The sequence below is a fragment of the Streptomyces cavernae genome, assembly GCF_004023625.1.
Lineage (GTDB): Bacteria > Actinomycetota > Actinomycetes > Streptomycetales > Streptomycetaceae > Streptomyces > Streptomyces cavernae.
Window position 1 is genome coordinate 168,474 of sequence record NZ_RPDJ01000002.1, and the last position, 19,832, is coordinate 188,305.

Annotated in this window: 11 protein-coding genes; 9 read left to right on the top strand and 2 right to left on the bottom strand. The window is 70.3% G+C overall.

The genetic code is table 11. From position 1 onward, the window contains the following. Nucleotides 1-65 precede the first annotated feature (65 nt). The 5 genes from EF387_RS13240 (at nt 66) to EF387_RS13265 (ending at nt 7,389) form a co-directional block, all read left to right on the top strand. Nucleotides 66-911, top strand: coding sequence for a DegV family protein (locus tag EF387_RS13240; protein ID WP_128376728.1), 846 nt, complete (start codon nt 66-68; stop codon nt 909-911). A 916-nt stretch (nt 912-1,827) separates the two neighbouring features. Continuing rightward, entirely contained in the window at nt 1,828-2,802 is a 975-nt protein-coding gene (locus tag EF387_RS13250; RefSeq protein WP_128376949.1) for a ComEA family DNA-binding protein, read from the top strand. A 122-nt stretch (nt 2,803-2,924) separates the two neighbouring features. Next, complete coding sequence (locus EF387_RS13255) at nt 2,925-5,483, top strand: ComEC/Rec2 family competence protein (protein ID WP_128376950.1); 2,559 nt, start codon at nt 2,925-2,927, stop codon at nt 5,481-5,483. Between the two features lie 64 nt (nt 5,484-5,547). After that, the gene (locus EF387_RS13260) at nt 5,548-6,357 is read left to right on the top strand and encodes an arylamine N-acetyltransferase family protein (RefSeq protein WP_128376729.1); all 810 of its coding nucleotides are present in this window, start codon (nt 5,548-5,550) and stop codon (nt 6,355-6,357) included. 150 nt (nt 6,358-6,507) lie between these two features. Further along, nucleotides 6,508-7,389 carry a YceI family protein gene (locus EF387_RS13265; RefSeq protein ID WP_128376730.1) on the top strand — a complete coding sequence of 294 codons (882 nt, stop codon included), beginning with the start codon at nt 6,508-6,510 and terminating at the stop codon, nt 7,387-7,389. A gap of 27 nt (nt 7,390-7,416) precedes the next feature. Here EF387_RS13265 and EF387_RS13270 read toward each other — a convergent pair whose 3' ends face one another. Then, on the bottom strand, nt 7,417-7,662 hold the full coding sequence (locus tag EF387_RS13270) for a hypothetical protein (protein ID WP_128376731.1): 246 nt from the start codon (nt 7,660-7,662) through the stop codon (nt 7,417-7,419). Between the two features lie 77 nt (nt 7,663-7,739). Between EF387_RS13270 and holA the strand changes: the two genes are divergently transcribed. Beyond that, nucleotides 7,740-8,726: a DNA polymerase III subunit delta gene (holA, locus tag EF387_RS13275; protein ID WP_202918238.1), complete on the top strand. Its 987-nt coding sequence runs from the start codon at nt 7,740-7,742 to the stop codon at nt 8,724-8,726. A 373-nt stretch (nt 8,727-9,099) separates the two neighbouring features. On the opposite strand, the gene rpsT is transcribed toward holA, so the two are convergent. Continuing rightward, nucleotides 9,100-9,366: a 30S ribosomal protein S20 gene (gene rpsT / locus EF387_RS13280; RefSeq protein ID WP_128376733.1), complete on the bottom strand. Its 267-nt coding sequence runs from the start codon at nt 9,364-9,366 to the stop codon at nt 9,100-9,102. Nucleotides 9,367-9,630: 264 nt separating this feature from the next. Between rpsT and lepA the strand changes: the two genes are divergently transcribed. From lepA to EF387_RS13300, 3 genes are all read left to right on the top strand, one after another. Next, nucleotides 9,631-11,505: a translation elongation factor 4 gene (lepA, locus tag EF387_RS13290; RefSeq protein WP_128376734.1), complete on the top strand. Its 1,875-nt coding sequence runs from the start codon at nt 9,631-9,633 to the stop codon at nt 11,503-11,505. A gap of 553 nt (nt 11,506-12,058) precedes the next feature. Next, entirely contained in the window at nt 12,059-13,933 is a 1,875-nt protein-coding gene (locus EF387_RS13295; protein ID WP_128376735.1) for an AMP-dependent synthetase/ligase, read from the top strand. A gap of 172 nt (nt 13,934-14,105) precedes the next feature. After that, the gene (locus tag EF387_RS13300; RefSeq protein ID WP_128376952.1) at nt 14,106-19,781 is read left to right on the top strand and encodes an AAA domain-containing protein; all 5,676 of its coding nucleotides are present in this window, start codon (nt 14,106-14,108) and stop codon (nt 19,779-19,781) included. Nucleotides 19,782-19,832: the final 51 nt, after the last annotated feature.

Genomic DNA, 19,832 nt, shown 5'->3' on the forward strand with positions numbered 1-19,832 from the left:
GATCCACCCGCAGGTGGCAGGGGCTGGGCTGCCGTCAGGCCGTTCCGGGCGGTAACCTCCAGCTCATGTCCCGCCATGTCGCGATCGTCACCGATTCAACGGCCTACCTGCCGCCCCGGACGATGGAGCGCCACGGCATCACCTCGGTGCCCCTGACCGTGGTCCTCGGCGACCGGGCGCTCGAAGAGGGCACCGAGATCTCCGCCCGTTCCCTGGCCCAGGCCCTGCAGAAACGGCGACCCGTCACAACTTCCCGGCCCAGCCCGGAACTCTTCGCGGAGACCTACCGCAGGGTCGCCGAGTCGGGCGTCGACAGCATCGTCTCGCTGCATCTGTCGGCCGAGTTCTCCGGGACGTACGACGCGGCGGTGCTGGCGGCGCGTGAAGCATCCGTCCCCGTACGCGTGGTGGACACCGGGATGGTCGCGATGGCGCTCGGGTTCTGTGCGCTCGCCGCGGCCGAGACGGCGGACGCGGGCGGCACGGTGGATGAGGCGGTGACCGCCGCCGAGAAGCGGGCCGCCTGCACCTCCACGTACTTCTACGTCGACACGCTCGACTATCTGCGCCGCGGTGGCCGGATCGGCGCCGCGCAGGCCCTGCTGGGCTCGGCGCTCGCCGTGAAGCCGCTGCTGCAGCTGGACGGCGGCCGTATCGAACTGCTGGAGAAGGTGCGCACGGCGTCCAAGGCCATCGCCCGCCTGGAGGAGATCGTGGCGGAGCGGGCCGGCACGGCGCAGGTCGACATCGCGGTGCACCATCTGGCGGCGCCTGAGCGGGCGGACGCGCTGGCGGAGCGGTTGCGCGAGCGGGTGCCGGGGCTTGCGGAGCTGCATGTGAGCGAGGTCGGAGCCGTGATCGGGGCGCACACCGGTCCGGGACTGCTGGGGGCCGTTGTCTCTCCGCGGTGAACGCCGGTCGCCGGGGCGCAGGCCCGCTTCGGTGAACGCCGGTCGCCGGGGCGCAGGCCCACTTCGGTGAACGCCGGTCGCCGGGGCGCAGGCCCACTTCGGTGAACGCCGGTCGCCGGGGCGCAGGCCCGCTTCGGTGAACGCCGGTCGCCGGGGCGCAGGCCCGCTTCGGTGAACGCCGGTCGCCGGGGCGCAGGCCCGCTTCGGTGAACGCCGGTCGCCGGGGCGCAGGCCCGCCCCGGAGTGAGGTATCTCTCGGTGATCTTTCTCTCACTGCCGGGTTGTGACGGCGACATGGTGGCGGCCGGCTGAGCGCTCACTCGTACGGGTGGCGGAGTTATTCACAACTGGGCGGTTATCCCCGGGAATCAATCAAGATCATCGCGAGATGGCGGTTCTGCCCCATCCTCGGCGCATGGCACTTCGATCACGTTCACGGACAGCGGCGGTGACCAGCGGCCCCGGCCGCGGACCCGCCTCGGACGGCCGCGCCCGCCACCGCCGTCGCCCGGACGCCCGGGCCCGCCGCCAGGCGTCGGCGCAGACACTGCGATCACGGGCGGAGGCGCTCTTTGCGGAACGGGCGGGGGCCCGGGAGGAGTTGGGGCACGGGCCACCGAAAACGCAGGTTGGTGGGGGAGTTGCGGCCCTGCCGGCTTCCGGCGCGTCCTCCTCTCCCTCCGGTGCTCGCCTGGCCGCCCAGGGGACCAGGGCCGGGGCCGCCCCCGCAGAGCCGGCTACGACGACTGCCGCTCCCGGGTTGGGAGTTGACGTGGCACCCGGGGTGGGAGTGAGGGCCGGGGCCGATGCCGGGGACTTGTCATCGTTCGGGGCGGGGGTCGGTGCGGGGACTGGGGCAGGGATCGGTGCCCGTGTGGGGACTGGGGCAGGGTCCCTTGTGGGGAGCGGTGCGGGGATGGGGGCCGGGGCCGGTGCGGCGACCGGTGTGGGGAGCGGTGCGGCCACCGGTGCAGGGGCCGGCGTGGGGAGCATGGCGGGTGGCGGGTCCGAGCTTGGCGTTGGAGGGCCGTTGCGTGGTGCCGGGTCCGAGCTTGCGGGCGCGGGGCCTCTGCGCAGTGCCCAGTCCGAGCTTGGGGGCGGGGGGACTTTACACGGTGCCGGGCTCGGACCCGGGATCCGGATCGGGACCGAGGCCGGTGGGGCGTGGCGTGAGCGGGTCGGGGCGGCTGTTCGGGAGCGGTTGCCCCTGTGGCTGCAGACGCGCTGCGGTCTGGAGCGCAGGAGCGTCGTCGCGCTCGCCGTGGTGCTGGCGGTCGCGGCCGTCATCGCCGTGCAGCACTTCTGGGCCGGGCGGGCGCAGACCGTGCGAGCGCCCGCGGTGGTGCGCGCGGCGGCTCCATACGACCAGACCGGCGCACCGCCCGCCGTCTCGGCGGCGCCGCAGGCCTCCCCGAGCGGCGGACCGCCGATCGTCGTGGACGTCAGCGGCAAGGTGCGCAGCCCCGGCATCCAGCGCCTCCCGGCGGGATCCCGGGTGGCCGACGCGCTGCGGGCGGCCGGCGGGGTGCGCCCGGGTACGGATCTGAAAGGGCTCAACCGCGCCCGCTTCCTGGTGGACGGCGAACAGGTGGTCGTGGGCGCCTCCCAGGTTCCTGCCGGCCCGGCGCTCGCGGGAGCGCCCGCTGTGAACGGGGGCGGCGCGGGCGGGCCCGGTGCGAGCGGACCAGGAGCGGCCACCGGCCCGATCAGCCTCAACACCGCCACCACGGAACAGCTCGACACGCTCCCGGGCGTCGGCCCGGTGCTCGCCCAGCACATCGTCGACTACCGCACCCGGCACGGAGGCTTCCGCACGCTGGCGGAACTCCGCGATGTGAACGGCATCGGCGACCGTCGTTTCGCCGAACTGCGGGAGCTCGTACGGCCATGAGCAGCGGGGGAGTTCGGGGCGCGGGCACCTCGCCGGTGTCCCCGGCGCGGGAGTCCGTAGCGGGGGCCGACTACCGTCGTGCACACCGTCGCGGCGTCGCCGAGGGACCGCGCGGTCGGGACGTGCACGCGGCCTCCGGGAAGCGTCTGGGCGACGCTCACCCCCGGCAGGAGGGGCCGACGGATCTGCGGCTGGTTCCACCGGCCCTGGCGGCCTGGGCGACGGCGGCCCTGTGCCTGGATGCGCCGCCCGGCTGGGTCACCGCGGTGGTGGTGGCCTGCCTGGTGGTGGTCTGCCTGGTGGTGGCGGGCGCCCTGCCCGTAGTGCGGCGGCGCGGCCCCGCGGCGGCCGACCGTGCGGGCCCACGACGCGGCACCACGGCCGGCCGGGCGGACGCCCGGTGCCGGCCCGGGATGTCCCTGGCCGTGCTGTTGTGTGTCGCCGCCGCCGGTGCGTCCGCAGGGCTGCACGGGGCCGATCTGCGGCGCGGCCCGGTTCCGGATCTCGCCCGGGAACACGCCCGGGTGACGGTCGACATGGAGGTCGCCTCCGACCCGCGGCTGACCAGGCGGCATCTGCGGGGGGACACTGCCGCCCCGACCGCCGTCCTGCTCCACACCGAGGTGCGGCGGGTCGCCCGGGCCAACGGGGCGGTGGCGAGGACACGTACGCCGGTGCTGGTGATCGTCGACGCGCGGAAGGGCTCGCCCTGGCTGTCGCTGCTGCCGTCCACGCGGGTGAGGGTGGCCGGTCGGCTGGCGCCCGCGCTGACGGGGGGCGACCGGATCGCCGCGGTGCTGCGGGTCAGGGGTGACGCGGCGGTGGCGCCGCGGGTGGTGGGCGAACCGTCCGGGCCGCAGCGGTTCGCGGGGCGGCTGCGAGCCGGGCTGCGCGAGGCGACCGACGGGTTGCCGGCGGATGCCCGGGCGCTGCTGCCTGGCCTGGTCGTCGGGGACACCTCGCGCATGACGCCGGAGTTGGAAGAGGCGTTCAAGGAGACGGACCTCGCTCACCTCATGGCCGTCAGCGGAAGCAACTTCACGATCCTGCTGGCCCTGCTCATCGGCCCGCCCGCCCTGGCGCAGCGCGTCGAGCGCCGTGGGCTCGCGCCCCGGCTGGGCATCCCGCTCAGGACGACCGCCCTGCTCGGCGGCGCGCTCACGCTCGGCTTCGTGATCGTCTGCCGTCCGGAACCGAGCGTGCTGCGGGCGGCCGCATGCGGAGCCGTCGTACTGCTCGCCATCGCCACCGGCCGCCGTAGATCGCTGATCCCCGCGCTGGCCACGGCCGTCCTGCTGCTCGTGTTGTTCGACCCGTGGCTGGCCCGCAGTTACGGGTTCCTGCTGTCCGTGCTGGCCACGGGCGCGCTGCTCGTCATCGCTCCGCGTTGGAGCGCCGCGCTGCGCAGGCGCCGGGTGCCGCCGCGTCTCGCCGAGGCGCTGGCGGTGTCGGGAGCGGCGCAGGCGGTGTGCGCGCCGGTGGTCGCGGTGCTGTCGGCGCGGGTGAGCCTGGTGGCGGTGCCGTGCAATCTGCTGGCGGAGTTCGCGGTGGCGCCCGCCACGGTGCTGGGTTTCGGCGCGCTGGCGACGGCGCCGCTCGCGCTGCCGGTGGCCGAGGGGCTGGCCTGGTGCGCGGGCTGGCCTGCCGGGTGGATCGCGGACATCGCGCGGACCGGGGCGGCCCTGCCCGGCGGGGGAGTGGACTGGCCCGGCACCTGGGCGGGCGCGCTGCTGCTGGCCCTCGTCACGTCGGTGGTCGTACTGGCCGGCCGGCGGCTGCTCGGGCGCCCTTGGCCGACCGCGGCGTGTGCGCTGCTGTTCGTGCTGGTGGTGGTGCAGCCCCCGCCGCTGGTCCGGGTTATCTCGGGCTGGCCGCCGGCGGGGTGGCGGTTCGCGATGTGCGATGTGGGGCAGGGGGACGCGACGGTGCTCGCCGCGGGCGACGGCAGTGGTGTCGTCGTGGACGCGGGACCGGATCCCGAACTGGTGGACCGCTGCCTGCGTGCGCTGGGCATCACCACCATCCCGCTGGTCCTGCTGACGCACTTCCACGCCGATCATGTGGCGGGTCTGCCGGGTGTGCTGCGGGGGCGTTCGGTGGGGGCGATCGAGACGACGGCCTTCGCGCAGCCCCTGGAGCAGGCGGCGTTCGTGTACAGGGAGGCGGCTATGCGGCGGATTCCGGTGGCGCGGGCCGAGGCGGGACAGCTCCGCCGCACCGGACGGCTGGACTGGCGGGTCCTCTGGCCTCCCTCGGGCTCTCGGCCGCGCTGGAGCGGGGAAGGACCCCCGTCGGGTGCCGCGCCCGTCCCGGAGGGGCCGAACGACGCCAGCGTCACGCTGCTGGTGCGGTCGGCGGGGGTGAGCCTTCTGCTGCTGGGCGACCTCGAACCACCCGCGCAGCAGGCGCTGTTGAGGTCGGCGGAGGGGGCGATGCTGGGGTCGGTGGACGTACTCAAGGTCGCCCATCATGGTTCGGCGTACCAGGATCCGGGGCTGCTGCGGAGGGTTTCACCGAGGGTCGCGCTGATCTCCTGCGGCCGGGACAACCCGTACGGGCATCCAGCGCCCAGCACGGTGGCGGCGCTGCGCGCGGGCGGTGCGACGGTGCTGCGGACGGACCGGGACGGAGCGCTGGCGGTCGCCGGGGAGGGCGAGGGACTACGGGTCGCGGGAGACTGATCGTATGGACTCGGAGCGCAGGGAATCGGATCGCGTGGGATCGGATGGCGTGGGATCGGGTGGCGTGGACTCCGCGCAGGTCGGCGCCTACCTTCGGCGGATCGGGGCCGCGGCGCCCGCCCGGGCTTCCAGCGACGCACTGCGCGCGCTGCACCTGGCCCATCTGCGGTCCGTGCCCTTCGAGAACCTCTCGATCCACCTCGGCGAGGAGATCGTGCTGGCGGAGCAGCGGTTGGTGGACAAGGTGGTGGAAGCCCGCCGGGGCGGCTTCTGCTACGAGCTCAACGGGGCCTTCGGCGCGCTGCTGGCGGCGCTCGGATTCGAGGTGACGCTGCTGCAGGCGCGGGTGTTCGGGGCGGAGGGGCGGTTCGGGATCCCCTACGACCATATGGCGCTGCGGGTGCGGACGGCGGACGGTGCGGACTGGCTGGCGGACGTCGGGTTCGGGGCGCACAGCCACTTCCCCCTGCGCTTCGGCGAGCGGGGCGAACAGGCGGATCCCGGCGGGACCTTCCGGATCATGGAGGCGGCCTCCGGTCACGGCGACCTCGATGTGCTGCGCGACGGGCGGCCGCAGTACCGGCTGGAGGTGCGGCCCCGGGTGCTCGGCGACTTCGCGACCGGCGCCTGGTGGCACAGTACGTCGCCCGCTTCGCACTTCGGGAAGTCGCTGGTGTGCTCGCGGATCACCGAGGACGGGGGGCGGATCACACTGAGCGGGCGGACGTTCACAGTGACGGATTCCGATGGCGTGAAAAAGTCCTCGGAGCTGGGCGAGGACGAGGAGGTGCTGGCGGTGTACCGGGAGCGGTTCGGTATCGTGCTGGACCGAGTCCCCGCTGTACGAAAGGGGCATGACCGACCAGAACGGTGATTCCCGAGGTCGGTGGGGGCTGCTCATGCGTAAAACCAGCACACGTGCTGGATTCCCGCGATGTGGTTGTGTGTTGCCCCGAAAGCCGCAGGAGTGGTCGAATGCATCCTTGTCGCGGATGAATTCAAGTCGTACAGGGGTGTGGCGCACATGTTCGGCCGCTGGCTCGGAAATCGCACGAACCAGGCACAGCGGGCATCCTTGCTCGGAGCGCTGCCGATGCCGGCCAGCGCCGGGGTACTCAGCTGCAGGGTGCTCGACCCGGTCAACGAGCCGGTGAGAGGTGCGGAGTTCGCGATCAGCGACGTCATGGGGCGGACGATCGTCAGTGGGGGCACGGACCCCTACGGTTCCTTCGTCACCACCGTTCCCGCGGGCGAGTACCGGCTCGCGGTGTCGGCCGAGGGGTACGCGCCCTACCGGGCGAACGCCACCGTCGGCGAGAACATGATGGCGTCGCTCGGCGACGTGACCCTCCAGGTCGCCCAGTTGCCGGAGCTGCCGCAGCCGGGCGACTGGGAGATCGAGCCCACGCATTCCTCGATAGCGTTCACCGCGCGGCACATCGGGCTGGCGCGGATCCACGGCCGGTTCAACACCTTCGCGGGGGCGATACGCATAGCCGATCGCATCGAGCACTCCGCGATGCACGTGGTGATCGACGCCTCGTCCATCGACACGAACGTGAAGATGCGCGACGACCATCTGCGGTCCGCCGACTTCCTCGACGTCGACCGCTTTCCCACTCTCGAGTTCTACAGCGACCGGTGCGCGCACAAGGGCGGCAACCGGTGGGCGGTCACCGGGGCACTGTCGCTGCACGGGGTGACGCGGACCGTGACGCTCGACACGACCTACCTCGGTATGGGATTCGGTATGGAGGGCGAGACCCGGGCTGCCTGCCGGGCCACCGCCGAACTGCACCGCGACGACTTCACGGTCAGCTGGCAGACGATGCTGGCCCGCGGTATCGCGGTGGTCGGCCCCACCATCAAGATCGAGCTGGATGTGCAGTTCGTGCCCAAGAACTGAGCGCCCCGGAGCCCGGCCGGGAACCCGTCAGGGTTTCTCCAGCCAGCCCTCGTACTCGGCAGCGAACTCGTCCAGGGCGGAGGGGTCCAGGCGTCGGCCGGGATCTTCGACGATCACCAGCCACTGGGCGTCCTCGGCGTCGTCTTCACCCGCGAGAGCGTCGCGGACGAGCTGAGGTTCCTCGGCGACCTGGAACCGGTCGGAGAGCTGTTCGGAGACCTCTTCCGCGGCGTCGCGGTCCGGGAGTACGAGTATGTGTCGTGCGTCGGTCACCTCGTCATTCTCCGGTACGGCGGGGTGGCCGGACGGCCGGGTCCCCGTTGTCAGTGGTGCGTGGGATGCTTGTCGCGATGGCAAGAAAAGCTGCGAACGACGACCTGCTCGCCCCCGTCACGCTTGCCGTGGGCCAGGAGGACCTCCTGCTCGACCGTGCCGTGCAGGAGGTGGTGGCCGCCGCCCGGGCCGCCGACGCCGATACGGACGTGCGGGACCTCACACCGGATCAGCTGCAGCCCGGCACACTCGCCGAGCTGACGAGCCCGTCGCTGTTCGCCGAGCGCAAGGTCGTCGTGGTGCGCAACGCCCAGGACCTGTCGGCGGACACGATCAAGGATGTGAAGGCGTACTTCAGCGCGCCCGTCGAGGAGATCACGCTCGTACTGCTGCACGCCGGCGGGGCCAAGGGCAAGGGGCTGCTGGACGCGGCGCGCAAGGCCGGGGCGCGGGAGGTCGCGTGCCCCAAGATGACCAAACCCGCGGACCGGCTGGCCTTCGTGCGGGGCGAGTTCCGGGGGCTCGGCAGATCGGCCACGCCCGAGGCCTGCCAGGCGCTGGTGGACGCGATCGGCAGCGAGCTGCGGGAGCTGGCGTCAGCGGTGGCGCAGTTGGTGGCGGACGTCGAGGGGACGATCGACGAGGCGGTCGTCGGGCGCTACTACCGGGGGCGGGCCGAGGCCTCCAGCTTCACGGTCGCGGACCGGGCTGTCGAGGGGCGTGCGGCGGAGGCGCTGGAGGCACTGCGGTGGTCGCTCGCGACGGGAGTCGCGCCGGTGATGATCACCAGTGCGCTGGCGCAGGGGGTGCGGGCGATCGGGAAGCTCTCGTCGGCCCGCGGAGGGCGTCCGGCGGATCTCGCACGGGAGCTGGGGATGCCGCCGTGGAAGATCGACCGGGTGCGGCAGCAGATGCGGGGATGGACGCCGGACGGGGTGGCGCTCGCCCTGCGGGCGGTGGCGGAGGCCGACGCCGGGGTCAAGGGCGGCGGGGACGATCCCGAGTACGCCCTGGAGAAGGCCGTGGTGATCATTGCCCGGGCGGCCCGGTCCCGTCGGGGCTGAACGGGAGCTCGCTCGCGGCCGGTGAATGGGAGCTCGCTCGCGGCCGGGTGACCTGGGGCGGGTCCGGCATGGGGTGCGCTTGCCGTCGCGGAAGGTGCCGCTGCGGTGTTGCCGTCGCGGGAAGGTGCCCGCTGCGGTGCCCACCCGTGCCGCAGTAGCGGCACTTGCCCGCGGCTCGGCGGACAGCAGTGGTCCAAGCCGAAGGCCCCGTCGGCCGCCCTGGGGAAGGGCGGGCGACGAGGCCCACGGTTCAAAGAGGTTGAGCCCGTACCCGCGTGGCGAACGCAGGCCGCGTACGGGCTCGGGGTGCCGGTGGGGAGCGGAGAGAGAGGGCCCGCCCGGGTCCCTCCGGCGGTCAGATCGAGGTGGTGCTTCAGCCCTGGATGGACGCGACCTTGGCAGCCAGCGCCGACTTCTTGTTGGCGGCCTGGTTCTTGTGGATGACGCCCTTCGAGACGGCCTTGTCCAGCTTGCGCGCGGCGTCGCGCGCGGCGGCGGTGGCCTTCTCGACGTCACCCGCGGCAGCGGCCTCACGGGCCTTGCGGATCGCGGTCTTCAGGGAAGACTTGACGGCCTTGTTGCGCAGCCGGGCCTTCTCGTTGGTCTTGATCCGCTTGATCTGGGACTTGATGTTCGCCACGAATGAGCCTTTTCAGGTTCAGGCACGTGAGAACCCGCCTCACGCACCGGTGATTGATCTACAGAGGTGGCCCACCGGTTGACGCCGGCGGAACCGAACGTGCCTCGCGCTGAGAGGGCATGAGACACAGCTGTTCAGGCTACCAGTCAAGCCCCGACCGGCCCAAACCGGTCGCAGCCCGCCGCCCGTGGGACGATGGAGTCTGCGTAACGATCCGACCCGAGACCGCAGACACTGCGGACGCCTCAAGAATCAGGACCCTGCGTGCCCGCGATCCCTAGCCATGTGCCCGAGCCGAGCCGTACCGACCCGGCTCTGATCCGCAACTTCTGCATCATCGCGCACATCGACCACGGCAAGTCCACGCTCGCCGACCGGATGCTCCAGCTGACCGGTGTGGTCGAGCAGCGGCAGATGCGCGCCCAGTACCTCGACCGCATGGACATCGAGCGCGAGCGCGGCATCACGATCAAGTCCCAGGCGGTGCGGCTGCCCTGGGCCCCGACGACCGGGGACAGCCAGGGGCAGACCCATATCCTCAACATGATCGACACCCCCGGGCACGTCGACTTCACCTACGAGGTCTCGCGGTCGCTCGCAGCCTGCGAGGGGACCATCCTCCTCGTCGACGCCGCCCAGGGCATCGAGGCGCAGACCCTCGCCAACCTCTATCTGGCGATGGAGAACGACCTCACGATCATCCCGGTGCTCAACAAGATCGACCTGCCGGCCGCCCAGCCCGAGAAGTTCTCCGAGGAGCTCGCCAATCTGGTGGGCTGCGACCCGGACGACGTGCTGAAGGTCTCCGCGAAGACCGGTCTCGGTGTCGAGGCGCTGCTCGACCGGGTCGTGGCCGAGATCCCGCACCCCGTCGGGGTCCAGGACGCTCCCGCGCGCGCCATGATCTTCGACTCGGTCTATGACTCCTACCGGGGCGTCGTCACCTACGTCCGAGTCATCGACGGACAGCTCAACAAGCGCGAGCGGATCCGGATGATGTCCACCGGCGCCACCCACGAGCTGCTGGAGATCGGCACCAACTCGCCGGAGATGCTCCCGGCCGACGGTCTCGGCGTCGGCGAGGTCGGCTATCTGATCACCGGGGTGAAGGACGTCCGGCAGTCCAAGGTCGGTGACACCATCACCACCCTGAACAAGGGTGCGACCGAGCCGCTCGGAGGCTACAAGGACCCCAAGCCCATGGTCTTCTCCGGTCTGTATCCGCTGGACGGCTCCGACTATCCGGAGCTGCGCGACGCCCTCGACAAGCTCCAGCTCAACGACGCCGCGCTGGTCTACGAGCCGGAGACCTCCGCCGCGCTCGGCTTCGGCTTCCGCGTCGGTTTCCTCGGGCTGCTGCACCTGGACGTCATCCGGGAGCGGCTGGAGCGCGAGTTCGGGCTCGACCTGATCGCCACCGCGCCCAACGTGGTCTACCGCGTGGTCATGGAGGACGGCAGCGAGCACACCGTCACCAACCCGAGCGAGTTCCCGGAGGGGAAGATCGGGGAGGTGTACGAGCCGGTCGTACGCGCCACCATCCTCGCGCCGTCGGAGTTCATCGGCTCGATCATGGAGCTGTGCCAGAACCGGCGCGGTGTGCTGCTCGGCATGGACTACCTCTCCGAGGACCGTGTGGAGATCCGCTACACGCTGCCGCTCGCCGAGATCGTCTTCGACTTCTTCGACCAGCTGAAGTCCAAGACCCGCGGTTACGCCTCCCTCGACTACGAGCCCACCGGGGAGCAGACCTCCAGCCTCGTCAAGGTGGACATCCTGCTGCACGGAGACAAGGTCGACGCCTTCTCCGCGATCACGCACAAGGACCAGGCGTACGCGTACGGGGTGCGGCTCGTCGCCAAGCTGAAGGAGCTGATCCCGCGGCAGGCCTTCGAGGTGCCGGTCCAGGCGGCCATCGGCTCCCGGGTGATCGCCCGCGAGACCATTCGCGCCATCCGCAAGGACGTCCTTGCCAAGTGCTACGGCGGTGACATCTCCCGTAAGCGGAAGCTGCTGGAGAAGCAGAAGGAAGGCAAGAAGCGGATGAAGATGGTGGGCTCTGTGGAGGTTCCGCAGGAAGCCTTCATCGCCGTGCTGTCCAGCGACGACTCGGGCGGGTCGGCGAAGGGGAAGAAGTAGCCGCCGAAGCCTGACGGAAGCGCGCTGCGTCGGACACCGGTCGGGTCCGGCACACCAGGGGCTCGTCGCACACATGTGCGGCGAGCCCCTGCGTGTTGCGTTCTCGCGGTTGCTCTCTTCGGGGTTCTCTCCAGGATGAATCCGGGAGGTCCTATGCCGGAACGCTCCGGGAGTTTGACAGGTCATATGCGCCCGGCGACAACTCTTGCGGCCGCCGGGACAAGTGCGAGACGCGCTCAAGGCGTTGGGGGCCCGGCAAGGCGTCGGGAGCCTGACTGTCACCCTCGAAGGTGCACTGAGCGTACCAATTGTGTTACGGAGTGATACCGCGGTGTCCCGCGCTGCGAGGTTGTTGATGTGATTCACCTCCCCCGTAAACGGGGAGCACTGTGCAAGATCAGAGGTAGAAAGTGAGGGCACGCTTCCCCTTACGCACCGGCCGGTGGCCCTCTACCCTGATCACCACTCGAGGGTTACTCACGAGTTAAACAGTCGCGTCGGAAACAGTCGCAAAGAGCCAGCCGCACACCTGTCGCGGGCCCCGGAGGATGTCGTGAGCGACACACAGACCTTGATCGAGAACCGTCCGCCCTCCGTGGCGGCCCTGTTCCTGGAGCGTGTGGCGGCCACGCCGGATGCGGAGGCCTACCGCTACCCAGTACCTTCCGCCTCGGGCCAGGGGCCGGACGACTGGAAGTCGCTGAGCTGGGCCGAAGCCGCCGACCGGGTCTACACGATCGCGGCCGGGCTCATCGAGCTGGGTGTGGAGCCGGAGCAGCGGGTGGCGCTCGCCTCGTCCACCCGGGTCGAGTGGGTCCTCGCCGACCTGGGCATCCTGTGCGCGGGCGCGGCCACCACCACCGTCTATCCGTCGACCAACGCCGAGGAGTCGGCGTACATCCTCAGCGACTCCGGCAGCAAGGTGCTGATCGCGGAGGACGCGGTCCAGGTCGCGAAGGCGGTCGAGAAGCGGGCCGAGCTGCCGGAGCTCACGCACGTCGTGGTGATCGACCCGGCGGGCGTGGAGACGAACGACTGGGTACTCACCCTCGCCGATCTGGAGCAACGGGGCGCCGCGTACCTGGAGAAGAACCCCGACCTGATCAAGAAGAAGGTCGGTGCGATCACCTCCGACCAGCTCGCCACCCTCATCTACACCTCCGGCACCACCGGCCGCCCCAAAGGTGTGCGTCTGCCGCACGACAACTGGTCGTACATGGCGAAGGCCATCGCCGCGACAGGTCTGATCAGTGCCGAGGACGTGCAGTACCTGTGGCTGCCGCTCGCGCACGTCTTCGGCAAGGTGCTCACCTCCGGCCAGATCGAGGTCGGACACGTCACGGCGGTCGACGGCCGGGTCGACAAGATCATCGAGAATCTGCCCGTGGTGCAGCCGACCTACATGGCGGCCGTCCCGCGCATCTTCGAGAAGGTCTACAACGGTGTCGCGGCCAAGGCGCGGGCCGGGGGCCCGGCCAAGTACAAGATCTTCCAGTGGGCGGCCGCAGTCGCCCGCGAGTACGCCAAGGTCACCCAGGACAACTTCCGCCGCACCGGCACCGCCTCGGCGCCGTTCGGTCTGTCCGCCAAGCACAAGGTCGCCGACGCGCTCGTCTACTCCAAGCTCCGCGAGGCCTTCGGCGGCCGGCTGCGCGCCTGTATCTCCGGGTCGGTCGCGCTGGCCCCCGAGATCGGCTTCTTCTTCTCCGGCGCCGGTATCCACATCCTGGAGGGCTACGGCCTCACGGAGTCCTCGGCCGCCTCCTTCGTGAACCCCGGAGAGGCCTACCGCACGGGCACCGTCGGCAAGCCGCTGCCCGGCTGCGAGGTGCGCATCGCGGACGACGGCGAGATCCTGCTGCGCGGCCCCGGAATCATGGAGGGCTACCACGGGCTGCCGGAGAAGACCGCCGAAGTCCTGGAGCCCGACGGCTGGTTCCACACCGGGGACATCGGCGAGCTGTCCCCCGACGGCTATCTGCGCATCACCGACCGCAAGAAGGACCTGTTCAAGACCTCGGGCGGCAAGTACATCGCACCGACCGAGATCGAGGGCCAGTTCAAGGCCCTGTGCCCGTTCACGTCCAACATCATGGTGATCGGCGCCGACCGGAACTTCTGCAGCGCCCTCATCGCCCTCGACGAGCCGTCCATCATGGGCTGGGCCAAGGACAACGGCCTGGAGGGCAAGTCCTACGCCGAGGTCGTCGCGGCCCCGGCCACGGTCGAACTCATCGACGGCTACGTCAAGCGGCTCAACGAGGGCCTCCAGCGCTGGCAGACCGTCAAGAAGTTCAAGCTCCTGCCCCGCGACCTCGACGTGGAGCACGGCGAACTGACCCCCAGCCTGAAGCTGAAGCGCCCGGTGGTCGCGAAGGAGTACCAGCACCTGATCGACGAGATGTACGACGGGGCGCGGGAGAAGTAGCGCGTACTTGCTGCGCGGCCCCGGAGGGCAGTTGGCACTCCGGGGCCGCCGCATGTCGGAGCTGTCTGCCTGAGTGGCGAAATGGGTCGAAGGGTCGCGAGTGTCAGAGGCGCACCATAGGATGCGCACACTCTTCTTCGTGTATCGGCCCCGCCAGCTCAGCGAGGTGCTCGTGCCTGTCCCTGCCGCGACGCCCGACGATGTCGTTCGCCATGTCTTCCGCTATCTCGCGGAAGTGGGCGAGAGCCGCACCAAACCAGTCAGGACGCACGACGACGCCAGGCACCAGGTGTGGTTCGCCGATCTGCCGGAACGGTTCAGCTGCTTCCTCACCGAAATCGTCCCGGGTGACGTTCCTTTGTGGCTGCACGCCGACCGGCCACTCAGGCACGATCCGCCCGTGCCGCCTTTTCCGCTCGCCCACTGGCTGAGCAGCGCGGAGATCCACGACTCGACGAGCGAGACCGCACCCGGACTTCGGCCCCAGGCGGACCTCCCTGTTGACGAGGTTTCCCCCGACGGCAGTTCGCGCACTTCCAGCGTCACAGTCACTCTCGCCGAATCACCCCAGCACGACCACGTGCGCGACCAGTACCGTCACTGGGCCCGCCAGTGGGAGACATGGGCTACCCGCGACCGGGCCATGAAGCCCGTCGTGCGTGCCTATGACCGGCTCTACCGCATGTGTCTGGACGCCTCAGAACTCGGCGAAAGCTTCGAACTTGTAGTGGGCTTCGGCTACTTGAGCTGGTCGGCGCAGGACGAGGTGGTCCGTCGCCACCTTGTCACCTGCCGCGCAGTCATGGCCATCGACCCCGATACGGGTGCGATCACCGTGGGGCCCGATCCGGAGCACGGCAGCCCAGTCCTGGAGGAGTCCATGCTCGACGCCGGGCAAAAGGCGCGTGCCGACATCCGCGCCCGGGTCCGCGAAGAGCTGGAAGCCGCCGGAGACACCACGAACCCGGCGGACGCCGACCAACTGCACCGGGCCTTGACGACGTGGACTTTCGCGGCCCACCAAGCCGGCCGCTACGACCCGTCGCCGACACGGCAGCGCCCGACGGGGGACCCCGCCGTGCCTGTAGTCGGTTTCGCGCCGGTGCTTCTCCTCAGACAACGCACCCGGCGCAGCATGCTCGAGGCACTGCGCAGCATCGCCCTGAGTATCGAGCAGGGGGCCGAGCCCACCTCCCTGCTGCGGGCCATCGCCGGCGCGGGCGGCGACCGTCCGTTGGGCGAACCGGACAGCTCCGAAGCCTCCGGCCAGTCACCGGAGTTGTACTTCGCCCTGCCTTCCAACGACGAACAGCGCACTATTGCCGAACGGCTGCGCGACCGCGACCTCGTGGTGGTCCAGGGGCCGCCCGGCACCGGCAAGACTCACACCATCGCCAACTTGGTCACCGACCTCCTCGCTCATGGCAACCGCGTCCTGATCACCAGCCACACAGCCCGCGCTCTCAAAGTCCTGAGGGACAAACTCCCGGACACTGTCCGTGAGTTGTGCGTCAGCCGCACCGACGACGGAGCCGGACAGCAGGAACTGGAGCAGTCGGTCAAGGCCATCCTCGACCGCCAAGGCGACTTCTCACCACGTGCCTACCGCAGGCGGATCAAGGAGCACGAAGAACGGCTCAGGTCCGCGCGATCCGCCCAGGCGCTCGCCCTGAAAGACCTGCGCGCGCTGCGCGAACAGGAGAGCTACCACCACCCGGCCGAGATCGGGGACTACGAGGGCACCCTGGTCCGGATCGCCGGTCGTCTCGCCGACGAACGGCCGCGGTTCGACTGGATCGGCGTCGTCCCCGCGAGTGCCCCCACCCTCGATGCCGACGTCCTGCTCCGCCTGCACCGCGCCGCACTGGCCTTCACCGACCGCCACCGAAGCCTTGCCGCCACCGTGAGCGCCGCCCTGCCTGAGCCGGGACAACTGCCGTCCGGTGCCGAATTCGCCGAGGCTGTCGAGACGATCCGTGCCGCGGAGGCCGACCTCGCGGCGCTGAGGGAGGACGGATCCGTCTCACGCATCGACGACGCGGTCTCCGCCCTGACCGTCGCGCAACAGGACAGACTGGCCGCAGCACTCGACCACTTCATGGCCGCCGCGTCGGCCGCCGCCGCACCGGCCGGTTGGGCCGCCGGTCTGCGCCATGACGTGCTCCTCGGTCAGGACCTCGGGGTGCGGAGCCGTCACGAGCGCACCACTGCTGCTCTTGCCGCCATCCAGGAAGCGGTGAGCGCGCTCGGCCTCACGCTCGTCACCGGTGTGGAGTCGTATGACGTGCCCACAGCGCTCGGCCTCGCCACCACGTTGCGTGACGGGCTCGCGGCCGGTGAGAAACTGCGCGGGGCGCTGGGTCTGAAGACCAAGCTGCGCAAGGCCGTCGGAGACTTTCCGGAGACGGTGCGAGTCGACGGGCGCAGTGTGGAGACGGAGACGGCCGCGACCGCAGTTGTTCACCGGGTCACCCTGGAGCGCCACCTCCAGGACGTCGAACGCGCGTGGGGCGACGGCGCCGAGGCATGGCAGGCAACGGACCCCCGCATCGCCCGGCTGCGCCAGGATCTCGCCCTGCTCACCACCCTGATCACCCTCGCCGATCTGCGCCAGGAGGTTGTCCTGGCGGCCGCGGCGGCCCCCGGACTGGCGGGTGTCGACTGGGGGGAGCGCGAAGAGGCGAGCACCGTCCGCCGCGTGCTGCGGGCCCGGACGGCACGCCGAGCCGCCGACCGCCCCCGCGCCTTGATCGACGAAGCCCTCGGCGTGCTACGCGCAGCGGCGCACCGAAGAGGCGCATCGGTGTCCGTGGAGCGGGCCCGCGCCGCGGCCGAGGCACGCGATGCGGATGCGTACGGCGTCGCGGTGGGCGAGGTGGACGACCTGCGTGAGGCGCTGGTGCGCAAGAAGGCGTGCGACGATGCCTACCGCCTGGTTGCGGCCGTACTCCCTGACGTGGCCGACGAGCTGGAGTCCGCACCGCAGGATCCCGTGTGGAAGACGCGCCTGCCGGAGTTCGAGGCCGCCTGGTCGTGGTCCGCATGGAATGCCCGTATGAAGGAGCTGACGGACTCGGAAGCCGAGGCCGGACAGTTGCGACGGCTCGCCGAAGCCGATGCCACGATGCGCATCAGCCTGGAGCGGCTGGCCGCCGACAAGGCATGGTTCAGCTGCCTGTCCCGGCTCACGGACGACCAGGCTGTGGCTCTCACCTCGTACCAGCAGAACGTGCGCAAGCTCGGCAAAGGCACGGGCAAATACGCGGCCACCTATCGAAGACAGGCCCGGGAGAGCCTCCTGGCCAGCCAGGAGGCTGTGCCCGCCTGGATCATGCCACTGCACCAGGTGACCGAGACGGTACCGATGGACCGGGCCGGGCGCTTCGATGTCGTGATCATCGACGAGGCGAGCCAGTCCGGCCCCGAAGCATTGCTGATCGCCTGGCTGGGCGCGAAAGTGATCGTCGTCGGCGACGACCAGCAGGTCAGCCCAGCCCAGGTGGGGGTGGACCACGACGAACAGTTCGCGCTGCAACGGCGACTGCTCGGCGAGTTGCCCGCCGCCCGCCGTAACCTGTTCACGCCGACTGCCAGCCTCTTCGACATCGCGTCCGGTCTCGCGGGTGGTCGTGGCCGGCTGATGCTCCAGGAGCACTTCCGCTGCATGCCGGAGATCATCGGCTTCTCCAACGAGTTGTGCTACGGCGGCCGGCTCCAGCCGCTGCGGCAGTACGGTGCCGACCGGCTGCCGCCGTTGCGATCCGTCCATGTGGCCGACGGCTACGTCGACGGAAGCGGTCAGAAACAGGTCAACCGGCCCGAAGCGGAACGGCTGGTGGATGAGGTCGCCCGATGTATCGCGGACCCCGCTTACGCCGGACGCACCATGGGCGTGATCACGCTGCTCGGCGCGGGCCAGAAGTTGCTGATAGAGGATCTGCTGGCCGACAGGATCCGGCTTGACGAGCGACAGCGGCGACGCCTGCGCGTCGGCAACGCGGAGGAGTTCCAGGGCGACGAACGTGATGTCATCTTCGTCAGCCTCGTCGTATCGCTCACGGGCCCGGACGGGCCGCGCCGCATCGGTCCCTACAGCAGTTCCCTGTACAGACAGCACATCAACGTGGCCGCTTCTCGGGCCCGCGACCAGGTGTGGCTCTTCCACAGCGTGACCCTCACTGAGCTGGGCGAGACCGATCTACGGCGAGCTTATTTGGACTGGTTCTCGCGTCCGGCCGAAGAACGCGTCGGTGGCGAACTGGGCGAAGTCCGGCCCGACGTTCCGCACAAGGACTTCGACAGTCTCTTCGAGCAGCGCGTGTACCTGGCGCTGAGGGCCAGAGGTTACCGGGTGCGACCGCAGTACCGGGCCGGCCGTTACCGCATCGACCTCGTCGTCGAGGGCGGCACGAAGCGTCTGGCCGTGGAGTGCGACGGCGACGCCTTCCACACCGAAGAGAACGCCGACGCCGATGCCGCTCGTCAGCGTGAACTGGAACGAGTCGGGTGGACGTTCGTGAGGATCCGGGGCAGCCGCTTCTTCTTCGACCCGGAGCAGGCGCTTGAGCCGTTGTGGGCGGAGATTGACCGGCTCGGTATCGAAGCGGCGGGGCAGCGGTCGACGGGCTCAGCTACCCAGTGCGGTGATCGACCCACCGCCGATGAGGGTGAGCCGGATGCATCTGCCGCATCCGCAGAAGACGACGCTTCCCATCGAGACTTCGCCGTTGCTGACTCGGACCTCGCCGCGCCGGGCGTCGGACCGCGCAACATGTCGCAGGAGCGAGTGGCGCGGGCCTCCGGGAGCGACAGCGTCTCGGCAGTTGGGCACACCACGGCGCAGACGACTGTGCGAGGCGGGGCGCGGGCCGGACGAGGCAGGCGGTTCGCGTCCGACGCAGGGGCGAACGAGGCGCAGTCGGGGTTCGTGTCCGTGACGTATCTGCACCGTGACGAAGTCAACGCTGCTCAACACGCTTTCAGCATGCGGGGGAGTGTGCCGGGCGCCGCACGATTCCTCAGCGGAGCTGGAGCTCCGGGCTTCCCGGGTGCCGACGTAGTGGACGTATTGCGCGCGGGACAGGCCGTTGTGCGGGTCGCCCACGCGGAGGTGCAGGCCATGATCCGGGCCGCGATCGGGCGTGTGGATGTCCCTGTGCTGGGAGACGGGGGCCAGGTTGGGCTGGCTCGTTATCACGCCTCGGGTTCGTCCGACGCTCCGGACGGCCGTACGACCGAACTGCTGCGTGCGCAGAAGGTGACCGACCAGACGCTGGAGAAAGTTCCTTCTCCCCGGCAAGGTGAGCCGGTTCGGGGCGCCCGAGCGGTCGCTCCTTCCACATCGTCGGCTTCCGCTGGATCCGTACGACTCGGCGGTGTCTCGTCGCCCGTTCGGGTTCGCGTCGACCGGCTCACCGTCGCTGCCCACCGCCGTGTGCAGCGTGAGCTCCAACGCGTGCAGGACGCGTTGGACCAGCCGGTTCCCGAGGTGGTGGCCGTCGATTCGTCCTCCAGACAGGCGCAACTCGCCGACCATGAAAGGCGCCGTGAAGCCCTGCACGACCGGCGGCGTTTTCTGCGTGCGGTGCTCGATCAGGTGATCCCTGATTCGTCCCTGTCAGGTGGAGCGGTGGTGGTGCCAGGCTGTCTCGTCGGCGTCGAGGACCCGGACGAGCCGGGCATCACGACGTACGAGATCGCGATGATCGCTGGTGGCGAGGCGGAACGCTTGAGTCCCAACTCCGCGTTGGGTAAGGCGCTTATGTGGCGTGAGGTCGGGGACGAGGTGAGTTGGCGGACCGAACGCGGCACCGAACTGTGCGTCGTCGTCCGGTACATCGAGGACTGAGCACGGTACACGCAAGAGTTGGGCGGGACAGGGCGGTGTCCCACACCCCGT

Excerpts from the sequence above, each read along its gene's own strand:
- EF387_RS13265 (WP_128376730.1), top strand. The coding sequence starts at position 6,508 with ATGTTCGGCCGCTGGCTCGGAAATCGCACGAACCAGGCACAGCGGGCA.
- holA (WP_202918238.1), top strand. The coding sequence starts at position 7,740 with ATGGCAAGAAAAGCTGCGAACGACGACCTGCTCGCCCCCGTCACGCTT.
- EF387_RS13250 (WP_128376949.1), top strand. The coding sequence starts at position 1,828 with ATGGGGGCCGGGGCCGGTGCGGCGACCGGTGTGGGGAGCGGTGCGGCC.
- EF387_RS13240 (WP_128376728.1), top strand. The coding sequence starts at position 66 with ATGTCCCGCCATGTCGCGATCGTCACCGATTCAACGGCCTACCTGCCG.